This is a genomic window from Streptomyces speibonae (genome assembly GCF_984686075.1).
Genome location: NZ_OZ480260.1, coordinates 7,608,433 through 7,620,910 on the forward strand (window position 1 = coordinate 7,608,433; position 12,478 = coordinate 7,620,910).

At 74.7% G+C, this 12,478-nt stretch carries 9 protein-coding genes; 3 read left to right on the forward strand and 6 right to left on the reverse strand.

The features are described from left to right. Positions 1 to 25: 25 nt before the first annotated feature. Complete coding sequence (locus AC5L3C_RS33895) at positions 26 to 928, reverse strand: DMT family transporter (RefSeq protein WP_493652927.1); 903 nt, start codon at positions 926 to 928, stop codon at positions 26 to 28. A 13-nt stretch (positions 929 to 941) separates the two neighbouring features. Continuing rightward, positions 942 to 1,787, reverse strand: a complete 846-nt coding sequence (locus AC5L3C_RS33900) for an SDR family NAD(P)-dependent oxidoreductase (RefSeq protein ID WP_493652928.1) — start codon at positions 1,785 to 1,787, stop codon at positions 942 to 944. A 238-nt stretch (positions 1,788 to 2,025) separates the two neighbouring features. Here AC5L3C_RS33900 and AC5L3C_RS33905 point away from each other — a divergent pair, with 238 nt between their 5' ends. Next, complete coding sequence (locus AC5L3C_RS33905; RefSeq protein ID WP_493654139.1) at positions 2,026 to 3,090, forward strand: MGDG synthase family glycosyltransferase; 1,065 nt, start codon at positions 2,026 to 2,028, stop codon at positions 3,088 to 3,090. A 30-nt stretch (positions 3,091 to 3,120) separates the two neighbouring features. On the opposite strand, the gene AC5L3C_RS33910 is transcribed toward AC5L3C_RS33905, so the two are convergent. The 4 genes from AC5L3C_RS33910 to AC5L3C_RS33925 all read right to left on the reverse strand — a co-directional run bounded on the left by AC5L3C_RS33910 (position 3,121) and on the right by AC5L3C_RS33925 (position 10,440). Beyond that, positions 3,121 to 3,954 carry a ribonuclease BN gene (locus AC5L3C_RS33910; protein WP_493652929.1) on the reverse strand — a complete coding sequence of 278 codons (834 nt, stop codon included), beginning with the start codon at positions 3,952 to 3,954 and terminating at the stop codon, positions 3,121 to 3,123. Further along, entirely contained in the window at positions 3,878 to 5,908 is a 2,031-nt protein-coding gene (locus AC5L3C_RS33915) for a sigma-70 family RNA polymerase sigma factor (RefSeq protein ID WP_493652930.1), read from the reverse strand. The genes AC5L3C_RS33910 and AC5L3C_RS33915 overlap by 77 nt, the downstream gene beginning before the upstream one ends. A gap of 224 nt (positions 5,909 to 6,132) precedes the next feature. Then, complete coding sequence (locus AC5L3C_RS33920; RefSeq protein WP_493652931.1) at positions 6,133 to 8,190, reverse strand: SpoIIE family protein phosphatase; 2,058 nt, start codon at positions 8,188 to 8,190, stop codon at positions 6,133 to 6,135. A 141-nt stretch (positions 8,191 to 8,331) separates the two neighbouring features. After that, positions 8,332 to 10,440, reverse strand: coding sequence for an MMPL family transporter (locus AC5L3C_RS33925; RefSeq protein ID WP_493652932.1), 2,109 nt, complete (start codon positions 10,438 to 10,440; stop codon positions 8,332 to 8,334). A 73-nt stretch (positions 10,441 to 10,513) separates the two neighbouring features. On the opposite strand from AC5L3C_RS33925, the gene AC5L3C_RS33930 reads away from it, so the two are divergent. Continuing rightward, positions 10,514 to 11,023 carry a MarR family winged helix-turn-helix transcriptional regulator gene (locus AC5L3C_RS33930; RefSeq protein ID WP_493652933.1) on the forward strand — a complete coding sequence of 170 codons (510 nt, stop codon included), beginning with the start codon at positions 10,514 to 10,516 and terminating at the stop codon, positions 11,021 to 11,023. Between the two features lie 139 nt (positions 11,024 to 11,162). After that, positions 11,163 to 12,398, forward strand: a complete 1,236-nt coding sequence (locus tag AC5L3C_RS33935; protein ID WP_493652934.1) for an AfsR/SARP family transcriptional regulator — start codon at positions 11,163 to 11,165, stop codon at positions 12,396 to 12,398. The last annotated feature ends 80 nt before the right edge of the window (positions 12,399 to 12,478 follow it).

The following is a 12,478-nucleotide window of genomic DNA, read 5'->3' on the forward strand; positions in this document are numbered from 1 at the left end:
CTTTCCGCGTGGGCGCTCGGAGCGCCTAGGACACCGGACGGGGGGAGCCGCTGCCCGAGCGCCGCGACGTCGTGTCCCAGCCTCCGGAGACCGACGGGGCACGGGCCAGCTCCGCGGCGCCCACGCCGATGAGCAGCACACCGGCCACCGCGGGCACCACCAGCACACCGAGGGTGATTCCCTCCCCGAACACCGCCCACCCCAGCCCCACACTCGTCAGCGCGTCGCCGAGGGTCAGCGCGGGCGCGGACGCCGCCAGTGTGCCGGCACGGAACGCGCCCTGCGCCAACAGGAAGGCGGTCACTCCGGCGACGGCGGTGGCGTACAGCGGCCACGTGCCCAGCACGGCGCCCGCCCCGTCCGGGATTCTGCCGGTCACCTCCTTCATCAGCGCAGCCGTCAGGGAGAACGACACGGCCGACGCCAGCCCGAGGAGCGCCGCGCGCGCCGCGCTCCCCACCGCGCGGGCCGTCACCACCAGGACCACCACGACACCCAGGGTCACCCCCCCGGTCACGAGCCACGTCCCCGCGGTGGCGGTGGACCGCCCCGGGGCCGGAGCGACGGAGGTCAGGAACACCGCCAGCCCGGTGGCCAGGGAGAAGAACGCCAGCCAGGTCCTGCGGTCCGGACGGCGGTGGAAGACGACGCTGCCGACCACGAGCGTGAACATCAGCTCGGTGGCCATCAGCGGCTGGACCAGCGCGAGACTGCCCACGCCGAGCGCCGCGGCCTGCAGCACGGTCGTCACGATCAGCATCCCGGCACCGGCGAGCCAGTAGGGATTGCGCAGCACCCGGCCGAGCCAGCGCACGGCCCCGCGCACACCCGCGCCCGCCTCCGGTTCGGCCGCAGCGGCCCGCCGTTGCAGCACCGTGGACGCGGCGTTGGCCAGCGCCGCCAGCAGGGCCAGCACCACGACCAGCACGCCGTGACGCCGTTCAGCCGAACACGGCGGCGAGCCGCCGGTACAGGCCGGGCGCCGCGCCACGCACCCGGGCGGGCACACGCAGCCAGCCGGGGACATAGACCTCGTCCCGCCCCCGCGCGACCGCGCTCCACACGGCGTCGGCGACCCGCTCGGCAGGCACCGGGCCCGGCCACCCGCGCCGGTAGGGGGTGCCGCGCCGTTCGAAGAACGGCGTGTCCACCACGCCCGGCACCACGAGACTGACGGCGACGCCGCTGCCGCGCAGCTCGTAGCGCAGGGCGTCGGCGAAGGCGCCCAGCGCGGCCTTGGCCGCCGAGTACACGGCCTCGCCGCGCACGCCCACCGTCCCCGCGAGGGACCCGATCAGGACCAGACGTCCGGAACCGGCCTCCACCATGTGCGGCAGCACCTGCCGGACCAGCCGCAGCGTGGCGAGGAGATCGGTCTCCACGACCTCCTCGAGGGCGGACGGCGGCATCGTGCGGAAGTCCCCGGCCCAGCCGACGCCGGCGCCGGCCACCAGCAGGTCCACCCGGCCGGCGTGGTCCAGGGCGAACCGGGTCAGCCGGTTCTCGATGCCGGGACGTGTCAGGTCGGCGGGGAACACCGCCGCCGGTGCCGCCTGCGCGACCCGGAGCAGGCGCTCCTCGTCCCGGCCGTTGAGCACCAGACACCATCCCTGCGCGGACAACCGCCGCGCCACGGCGGCCCCGATGCCCGAGGAGGCGCCGGTCACCAGCGCGGTACGCGGACACCCTGCCTCGCCGGCCACGCGGACGTCCGCCGCGTCGGCCCGCGCGGCGGACGTCCGGGAGAACGGCACACCGGTCGTGCCGGCACCGGAAGCGTGAGACATGGGCTGCACCTCGGCTACGAGGGGAACGCCCGGAACACGGTCGGCCGCGGCCGCTCCCGGCGTTCGACGGGGGAGTGACATCCGGGAGTAACCCGGACCAGGCGGACCAAACCCCGCACAGCGTGTTTCACCGGCGCAGCACAGGGAGACACGGCATCCCGTGCACTCACCGTCCTCGGCCCCCCGCCCGCCCGCGCCGGCGGACGGCAGGCTGCGCCTGCTGATCGTCAGCGCGAGCATGGGGGCCGGTCACGACACGGTGGCCGGCGAACTCGCCCGCCGCGCCCGCGAGCAGGGCCACGACGCCCAGGTCGTGGACCTCCTGCGGCTGCTCCCGCACGGCCTGGGCGCCGGGCTGCGCCTCTTCTACCAGGCGTCGGTACGCCACTTCCCCTGGGTGTACGCCGGTCTCTACCGCGCGCTGCTGCGCCCGGGCCCCCGGTACCGCCCCAGCGGTCTGCCCCTCGCCCGGCTGGCGGGCGGCCGGCTGACGGACCTCGCGGACCGCACGGGCGCCGACGTGGTGGTCCCCGTCTTCCACCTGGCCGCCCAGCTGACCGGCGACCTCAGGACGCGGGAGCGGCTACGCGCCCCGAGCGTGGTTCTCATGATCGACTTCGCCGTCCACCGGCAGTGGCTCCACCCCGGCAACGACCTGTACCTCTGCCTCACCGACGACGCCGCGCGGGACGTGGCGCGCGATATCGCCGTGCCCGTCGAGACGACCGGTCCCGTCGTGGCCCCCGACTTCTTCGCACCGGCGCCCGGGGCCGCCGCATGGACCCGGCGCTTCGAACGGCACGCCCCCGGACACCCGCCCGTCGTGCTGTCCGCCGGCGCCTGGGGCGCGGCCTACGACCTGGACGGGACCACCCGGCTGCTGGCCTCCGAGGGTTTCCTCCCGGTCGTGCTGTGCGGCCGCAACGAACGCCTGCGGGCCCGCCTGGCCGGGCTGCCCGGCGCGCTCGTACCGGACTGGGTCACGGACATGCCCGGCCTGCTGCGGGCCGCCCGCATCCTGGTCGACAACGCCGCCGGCCAGACCGCGGTACAGGCACTGGCCTGCGGGCTGCCCGTGGTCGGCTACCGTCCGCTGCCCGGCCACGGCGCGGAGGGCGTACGGCGGATGGCGGCGCTCGGCGTCTCCGAGATCGCCACGGACCCCGCCGGGCTGCTGCGCGCGCTGCGGCGGCTGTCGGCGGACGGCGCCCACCGCGACCGCAGGGTGGCCCGCGGGCGGGAACTCTTCCGCGGGGACGCGCTGGCACGGGTGACCGCGCCGGCCGGCACGTCCGCCGTGTGAGCGGCCGGCACCGCCGGAGGAGGACAGGGGTCAGCCGTTGTCGCGGGTCGGCTTCGCCCCGGCCGTCGGGGGCAGGTCGTCGGTGAACCGGTGCCCGTGGTGGTCCAGCAGCCAGCGGCCGAACAGGGCGCCGCCGAAGATCACGAACCCCACGCCGATGAGCCACGACTCGACGATGAGGACGACACCGACCGTGCCGTAGCTGATCGCGTTGTCGACGATCAGCGGGGTGAACACGAAGTAGGAGAAGCCCCGCAGGCCGATCAGCCCCGCCATGGTGGCGAGCGCGCCCGGCAGCAGATGCCACCAGCGGACCTGGCCGCCCAGCAGGAAGCGCTGGCCCCACCAGAAGAACAGCACACCGGTCGCCAGCGAGAGCGTGATCCGCTCCGGTCCGTACATGGCGTCGCGGGTGAGCACCTCCTGGTAGAGGTAGGCGGTCAGGAAACACAGCCAGGTCGCCTGCCGCCAGATCCGGTGCCACGGTCCCGGGGGCAGGGCCCAGGTGCGCTCGTACCCGTTCTGCACCACCCCGCCGAACGGGATACCGAAGACGGCGAGTGCCACCACGCCCCACACGCTGGTCGTGCCGACCACTTCACGCGGCGGGCTGATGATCTCCGCGAGCACGCGGGCGGACCGCCCGGACAACCCCATGCCGTCCGCCAGCCAGGCCGCGAAGCCGCCCCGCCCGAGCGGATCGGCGGCGGCGATCACGATGAGCAGGGGTGCGAGGGTGACCAGGGCGAGGGTGGCGAAGCCCAGGGCCCTGTGCATCAGTTCGAGGTCACGGCCGCGCCGCAGCAGGACGTCGACGCCCAGCCACTCCCATCCGCGCCGGAGCACGCGCAGGTGACGCCTCACGGTGCGCTCCTTCATCGGCTCGCGTACCCGCGTCGGTGTCACGCGGTGGCAGGCGGGACGGACCCGGGCGGGTCAGGTGGTTCCTCTCCGTGCATGGTGCGCCGGGCGGGGGCCGCGCGGCCCGCCGGGTACGGCGCCACACGCCCGACCGCGCCCTCGAACACCGGATCGTGCCGCTGGCACCCGGCGTACAACACCGGGCCCGGCCCTCGGCACCCGGCGCATGGGGCCGTCGCCCGCCCGCCGAAACCCCCCGGCCCCGCCCCGCACCACCCCACCGGCACCGGAACCCCGCGCCGTCCGGCGATCGGAGCCCGGCGGCGGACGGCGCCCGCCGCCTCGGGCCGGTCGCGGTCCGGTGTGCAGCGCCGACCGGGCACCGCGCTTTCCGGGCGGCCGGTGCCGGGGACACGGTGGCGGCTGATGAGGGGGGTGGCGGGTCGGCGGGTGCACGGAATCGCGGCCCGTGACCGGTTGGGGTCCGGTGTGCGGTGTCGGCCGGTGTGCGCGATCGCGGGTTTGTTTGGTGCCGGGGTTTCGGGTCGGTCGGTGTCCGGGGCTGTGTGGTGGCCGGGGGCTGCGGCCCGTGACCGGTTGGGGTCCGGTGTGCGGTGTCGGCCGGTGTGCGCGATCGCGGGTTTGTTTGGTGCCGGGGTTTCGGGTCGGTCGGTGTCCGGGGCTGCGTGGTGGCCGGGGGCTGCGGCCCGTGACCGGTCGGGGTCCGGTGTGCGGGGTCGTCCAGTGTGTGGAATCGCGGGTCCGTCCAGTGCCGGGGTTTGGGGTCGTGCGGCGCCCGGACGCCGACGGTGGCCGGCGCCTGCGGCCTCGAGCTGTTCGCGGTGCGGCGTGCGGTGTCGGCCGGTGTGCGCGATCGCTGGTTCGTCCGGGCGCGGAGTGCCGGGGCGGTCGGGGTGGGGGTCCCTGGGGCGCCCGGTGGTCGTCGGGTCGGGGCGGCCGTGGTCCGAGGGTGCGCAGGGTCCGGGCGCCGGGGCTGCGGGGCGGGCGGGGTGCGCAAGCGTGGGCCCGTCGTGGGCCGGAGTCCCGGGACCGGTGCGGTGCCGGGTGGTGCCGTCGTGGCCGGACGCGACGGGCGGACCGGGCGGACGTTGAGCGGGCCGCGTGTCCCGGCCCCGGGACCGGTGCCGGACTCGCCGGTGAGGAGTGCTCCCCGGAGCCGGTCCAGGCAGCGTCGCAGGATGCGGGACACCTGCATCTGCGAGACACCGACGGCCTCCGCGATCTGCTGCTGGGTGCGCTCCCGGTAGAAGCGCAGATACAGCACCCGGCGGTCGCGCTCCGGCAGCTGCCGCACCAGGGCCGCCAGCGCCACCGTGTCCACGACCCGGTCCAGGGCGGGATCCTCGGCGCCGACCAGACAGGCGAGCGAGGACCCCTGCCCCTGCCCGGCGGGCTCGTCGAGGGACCGCGTGCGGCAGGCATGCACCGCGCGCAGGGTGGACCGCACGCGCTCCTGCCCGAGCCCGGTGTGCGCGGCGATCTGCTCGGTCGTGGGCGAGCACCCGCCGAACCGCTGTTCGATCTCCTCGACGGCGTTCAGGATCCGCCCGCTCGCCTCCTGGAAGGGGCGGGGGAGCCGCACCGTGGCCGTGCGGTCGCGCAGATGCCGGCGGAGTTCGCCCGTGACCTTGGGCAGCGCGTACGAGAGGAAGGCGTGGCCCAGGGCGGGGTCGTAGCCGTCGACGGCCTTGATCAGCCCGAGAGACGCGACCTGAAGGAGATCGTCGAAGTCCTCACCGTGGCGCTGGAAGCGGCGGGAGACGCGCCGCGCCATCGGCAGCAGCCGGCGGATGACCTGGTCCCTCAGGGTGGCCCGGCGCTGCCCCGGCGGCTGTGCCGAGAGCTCGCGCAGCAGCGCGTCCAGTTCCTCCGAGGACGGCTCCGGCACGGCGGTGTCGCGCGTCCGGTGCACGTCGGCGGCTGGTGGGGTGGACATGGGCCTCAGAGGGGGGTCGGGCCTGGTGGGGAGACGGACACGGGGCCATCGGCGGTCACCTTGCGGCGAGGAGCCGTGGCACCCACGTCAGAGTCGGAGTCACCCCCCGGCCGGGTTCTGAAACCCCGCCTGGGCCGCGTGCGGGAACGCTGTCCGTCCGGTGGGTGACGCAGGGCGGCCGTCGCTTGCGCTCCCGCGCGCACGGCGCGAACGCCCCCGCCGCGTTAATGAGGGCTGATGAGGAGCAGCGCGATGTCGTCGCCGGGAGTGGGCGCATGCCGGATGAGCGCGTCGGCCATGGTGTCGAGGTCGGCCGGGTCCCCGTGTTCGAGGAGTCCGGCGAGGGCGGTGATGGCGTCGTCGAGGTCCACTCCGGGGGCTTCGACGAGTCCGTCGGTGTAGAGGACGAGCACGGAGCCGGGCGGCAGCGCAACCTCGCGGGTCGGGTAGCGGGAGTCCGGGTCGATCCCGAGCAGGAGGCCGGGCGGGACCAGGACGGGTTCGGTGTGTCCGTCGGCGTGGCGCAGCAACGGCGGCGGATGACCGGCGCTGGCCAGGCGGGCGCGCCGGGTGGCGAGATCGAGGTGGACATAGAGACAGCTGGTGAACAGATCCGGCTCGAGGTCGTTGAGCAGGCGGTTGGTGCCGGCCAGGACCCGGTCGGGGGACGACCCCGCGGTGGCGTGGGCATGGACGGCCGTGCGGACCTGCCCCATGAGCGCCGCGGCGTCCACGTTGTGCCCCTGCACGTCGCCGATCGCGGCACAGGCGGTGTGCTCGTCGAGGCGGATGAGGTCGTAGAAGTCGCCGCCGATGGCGAGGCCCTGGGCGGCCGGGAGGTAGCGTGCGGCGACCCGCAGACCGGGGACGTCGGGCAGCCGGTGCGGTAGCAGGGCGGACTGCAGGCGGTGGGCGAGGTCGTGCTTGCTGTCGTAGAGACGGGCGCGGTCCAGCGCCTGCCCGATCAGCCCGGCGATCGACATCAGGACGGCGCGTTCACCGGGCGGGAACGGATGGCGCTTGCGGTAGGAGATGAGGAGTGAGCCCTTGGGCCGGCCGGAGGCGATCAGCGGCAGGATGGCCCACGCGGCCATCTCGTCCTCGTGCACGGTGGACGGATACTCGCGGGCGAGGTCCGTGAACGTCGGGTAGAAGCCGGGGACACCCGTGGTCAGCACCCGGACCACGGGGAGGTCCGAGCTCAGCCGGACGGACTCGAAGCGCTGTACGAGGTCGGGGCTGTAGCCGCGGTGGCCGGTGATCCGCAGGCGGCCGTCGTCGACGGTCATCAGCACCATGCCCTGGGCGCCGAGCGCGGGCAGCAGCTGGTCGGCGGTCTGGTCCACCACGTCCTGCACGCCGATGGCCTCGGTCAGGGTGGCCGCCAGCTGCATCAGCTGGTAGAGCAGGGTGGCGCGACTGGGACCGACGGCCGCGTCGGACGGCGCGGGCGCGGCGGCGTACGGGTCGGCGGGGGTGATGCGGACGCTGATGCCGGAGAGGTCCGGATACAGCTCGAAGGACAGCCAGGTCCGCGGCGGGCGCAGCACGGTGAACGTCTGCGGCTGCCGGCTGACCAGCGCGGCCCGGTAGCGGTCCTCGACCTGGGGGACGTCCATCCAGGGCAGGGCCTCCCAGGGCAGCGCGCCGATCAGGTCCTCCCGGTCACGGCCGAGGAGATCGGCGCAGCCGGGGGTGACGAAGGTGAGGCGGCCGCGCACGTCCAGGGCGCAGGAGCCCCCGGGCAGCCGGTCGACGAAGGCCGCGGCGGCTTCCGCGTCGTCCCGGGGGCCGAGCCGGCCGGCCGGTATGGGCAGTGTCCGCGGCCGCTCCGTGACCCGCACCGGAGCGCCGCGCTCCGTGGCCTGCTGGAAGATCGTGCCCAGGAGGTGACAGCCCGACTCGATCGCCTCCCGCTCGAGGGCGGTCGGCTGCGGCGGCCGGGTTCCGGACCACAGCAGCACCAGCCCGCCGCGCACCGTGCCGCCCGAGCTGACCGGTGCGGCCGACAGGGCGAAGTCGTACGGCAGGACGAGGGCCGGCCGCGGGTAGCGGCGGGCCATCTCCTCCGGGCCGCTGATCCACACCAGGCGCCGCTCGCGCACGGCGTCCGCCACCGGAATCGGGTCGGTCAGCGCCACGCGCCGCCACGGGGTCGCGAGCTCCTGGGGCACGCCCGCCACCATCACCAGCGACAGCGCGTCGGCGCCCGGCGGCAGTACGTACAGCAGTCCGCCGTACGCACCGCTCTCCCGGACCACGGCGGCCATCGCGGTATCCATCAGCCGTCCATCCGATCCCACAGCGGCAGGGCACACGGTCCTGGCGGGGCGGCACCCCACCAGTCACACCGCATACCACGCATATGCGGACACTATGCCCCGCGTGCCGTGATGGCATCCAGGTGTCCGGGAAGGGTGACGTCACCCCGTCGGCTCGGCTCCGGGCGCCGGTTCCGGGGAGCGCCGGGACAGGGCGCTGGGCCACCACGCCGGCGGGCCGATGTCGAGCGTCAGGGCGGGGACGAGCAGCGACCGCACCACGAGGGTGTCGAGCAGCACCCCGAAGGACACGATGAACGCGATCTGCACCAGGAACGCCAAGGGGATGACCATCAGCGCGGCGAACGTCGCCGCCAGCACCACACCGGCCGAGGTGATCACCCCGCCGGTCGTGGTCAGCCCGCGCAGCACCCCCTGCCGGGTGCCGTGCACGAGTGCCTCCTCCCGGACCCGGGACATCAGGAAGATGTTGTAGTCGACGCCGAGGGCGACCAGGAACACGAATCCGTACAGCGGTACGGACGCGTCGGTACCCGTGAAACCGAGCAGGTGCTCGAAGACGAGCGTCGCCACGCCGAGCGTCGCCAGGAAGTTGAGCGCCACGGTCGCGACCAGCAGCACGGGGACGAGCAGCGAACGCAGCAGCAGCACGAGGATCAGCAGGATGATGCCGAGCACCACCGGAATGATCACGGTGCGGTCCTGCGCGGCGGTCTCCTGCGTGTCGTACTGCTGGGCGGTGTAGCCGCCGACCAGCGCGTCTGCCCCTGGCACCGCGTGCACCCTCTCGCGCAGCCGCTCGACCGTCCGCTTGGCGGCGTCGCTGTCCGCCGCGTCCTGAAGGGTGGCGTCGATACGGACGCGCCCGTCCACGATCTGCGGTTCGCCCCCCGGCCGTCCCGAGGCGGACACGGGGGCGGCCGAGTCCACGCCCTCGGTGTCGCGGGCCGCGGCCGTCACCTCCTCGGCGCGGTCGGCGTCGGCGATGACGACGGCCGGGTTGCCGGACCCGCCGGGGAAGTGCTCGCCGAGCTCCGCCTGGGCGGCCACCGACGGCGCGTCGTTCACGAAGATCTCGTCGAGTGGCGTCCCCTTGGCGGACAGGGAGGGAGAGAACGCCGCGAAGACGGCGAGGACCAGTGCGGTCGCCGCCCACACCCGGCGCGGCCGGCGGTCCACCGTCGCGGCGACCCGGCGCCACACCCCGTGGCCCTCCACGGAGGCGTCCGCCGCCTTCGGGCGGGAGGGCCAGTACGCCGCCCGGCCCAGCAGGGCCAGCACGGCCGGCAGGAAGGTGAGGGCGGAGAGGACCGCGCACACGATGCCGATGGCGCCGACCGGCCCGAGCGCCCGGTTGTTGGTGAGGTCGCTGGCGAGCAGGGCCAGCAGGGCGAGCGCCACGGTGGCCGCGCTGGCCACGATGGCGCCGAAGGAGCGGCGCACGGCCGCCGCCGCGGCCGCGGCCCGGTCGCCGCGCGCGGCGAGTTCCTCGCGGAAGCGCGCCGCCAGCAGCAGGGCGTAGTCGGTGGCGGCGCCGATCACCAGGATGGAGAGGATGCCCTGCACCTGGCCGTCCACCTGGACCACGTCCCGGTCCGCCAGCGCGTAGACCACGGCGCAGGCGAGCCCCAGGGCGAACACGGAGCCCAGGATGATCATGAACGGCAGCAGGACGCTGCGGTAGACCAGCAGCAGGATCAGCAGCACCGCGGTGAGCGCCACGCCCAGCAGCAGTCCGTCGACGCCCGAGAACGCGTCCGACAGGTCGGCCTGGGTCGCCGCCGGTCCGGCGATACGGGCCGTGGTTCCGGGTACGCCGTCCGCGGCACGGCGCACTTCGTCCAGGACCGCGGGCATGTCGTCGCCCAGGTCGGACTCCAGCTGAACCACCGCCTGCAGGGCCTTGCCGTCCTCGGAGGGCACCGCCGGCGAGGGGCGGCCGACGACCCCCTCGGCCCCGGCGAGCCCGCCGACCGCGGCCGTGGCCTCCGCCCGCTGCTCCTCCCCGATCCGGGGGCCGTCCGCCGTCCAGACCACGATCGCCGGCAGGGTCCCGGACTGGTCGAACGCCTTGCGTGCCTCGAGGACCTGGGTGGACTCGGCGCTCCGCGGCAGGAACGTGGACTGGTCGTTGGTGGCGACCTCGCTCAGCTTGCCCGCGTACGGGCCGAGCGTTCCGCCCACCCCCAGCCAGACGACGAGCAGGACCATGGGCACGAGCCATCGGGCCCAGCGCGGCGTGTTCTTCATGAGCATCCCCACGAACCGTGAAATGAGTCAACCATCGAGTATCTCAATGATTGAGTGATCTTATACTGAAGCCATGAGCGGTACCGGTACCCCCTCGACGCCGATTCAGGGGCACGACCCGGCGGGACTGCGGTCCTTCGCCGTCCAGTTGCGCCGGATGAACAACGAGTTCAACCGCATCGCCCACGACTTCGCGCAGTCCCAGGGACTGCACCTCACCGACGTCCAGGCGCTCATCGCCATCCTCGACGCGGACTCCGATCCCGGCGCGGAGGGCGGGCCCATGACACCCGGACGCCTGCGCAAGCGGCTCAACCTCACCTCCGGTGCGGTGACCGCCTGCGTCGACCGGCTGGAGAAGGCGGGGCACATCCGCCGCGTCCGGGCGGCCGGCGACCGCCGGGTGGTCCACCTGGAGTACGCGGAAGGAGCCCGAGACGTCGCCCGGGACTACTTCGGCCCCCTGGCCCGCAGCACCGACGCCGCACGCGGCCGCTTCAGCCCCGGCGAACTGGCGGTGATCGCGCGGTTCCTGACCGAGCTGAACCGGGAGCTGGCCCTGCTGCGCGAGAACTCCGGCTGAGCGGCCGCACGACCCGGCGCCCGCACCTTGCTTTTGCGGCCGGACTGACGGATAACACAGACATCGGCCGGGGACCGGGCCGCGGCGCGGTCCCCGCGGCCGATGCCGGTTGTTCCCGACGGACGGCAGGGAAGGGCACATGTCACAGCGCAGTGACCTGCGCCGGCACCGGGCCATGCTGGAGAGCGCGTGGTCCCGCTGGGTGCCGCAGATGCAGGCCGCCGGCAAGCGGCCCCTCGGAGCCGAGGCACTGAGGCAGGACGTGACCGAGTCCTGGCTGCGCTCACTGCACAGCGTGGACCCGGCGCAGGACAGCGCCCCCGTCACCGACGGGGGAGCGGTGCACCACCGCTGGCTCGGCTCGCCGCTGCGCCGGCCGGTCGACGGCCTCACCGACGAACTGCGCGCCATAGCGGAGGACGCCGGATTCGTCACCGCGGTCACCGACGAGACCGGCACCATCCTGTGGACCTGCGGCGGACGCACCATGCGGCGACGCGCCGAGCGGGTCAACTTCGCGCCCGGCGGCCGGTGGGACGAGGGCGCCATGGGCACCAACGCCCTGTCCCTCGCCCTGCGCACCGGCCGGCCCAGCTCCGTCTTCTCCGCCGAACACCTGGTCACCGCCCTGCACGGCTGGGTCTGTTACTGCGCTCCCGTGCACGGCCCGGACGGGCGCGTCCTGGGCGTGCTCGACATGTCCACCACCTGGGACCGCTCCAACCCGCTCGCCATGGCCACCGTGCGCTCCCTGGTCGCCACCATCGAGTCCCGGCTGCGCACCGAACCGCCCCCTGCCGACCCGGCCCCCGCACCCGTACGGCTGACCTGCCTCGGCACCGGGGACGCGGCCCGCGACGGAGCCCCCCTGCCCCTGCCGCCCCGGCAGCTGGAGATCCTCACGCTGCTCGCACTGGAGCCGGACGGCTTCACGCCCGCCAGGCTCCGCACGGCCCTGTACGGCGACCGGACGGTCACCGCCTCCACGTTCAAGGCGGAGATCTCCCACCTGCGCCGGGCCCTGCACGGCGGCATCGCCACCCGCCGCTACGCGCTGACCGTCCCCGTGTCCTGCGACGCCCGCGAGGTGCTGCAGGCCCTCGAACACGGGGACGTGGACACCGCGCTGCGGCTCTACCGCGGCCCGCTGCTGCCCCGCTCCGAGGCGCCCGGCATCGAGGAGTGGCGTACCCACCTGGAAGTGGCCGTGCGCGAGGCCGTGCTGGCCGGCTCCAGCCCGGAACACGCCCTCAGCTACGGCGAACGGGCCCCCTACGACGCGGAGGTGCACCAGCACGCGCTGCGCCTGCTCGACCCGCACGACACCCGCCGCGCCCTCGCCGCCGGCCGGCTCGCCACCGCCCTGCGGTACTGACACCCCGCCGCGGGACGCGGCACCAACCTCCCGCCAACCCCGGCGGCGCACAGTGCCCACCGTCACGACGGACCGGACCG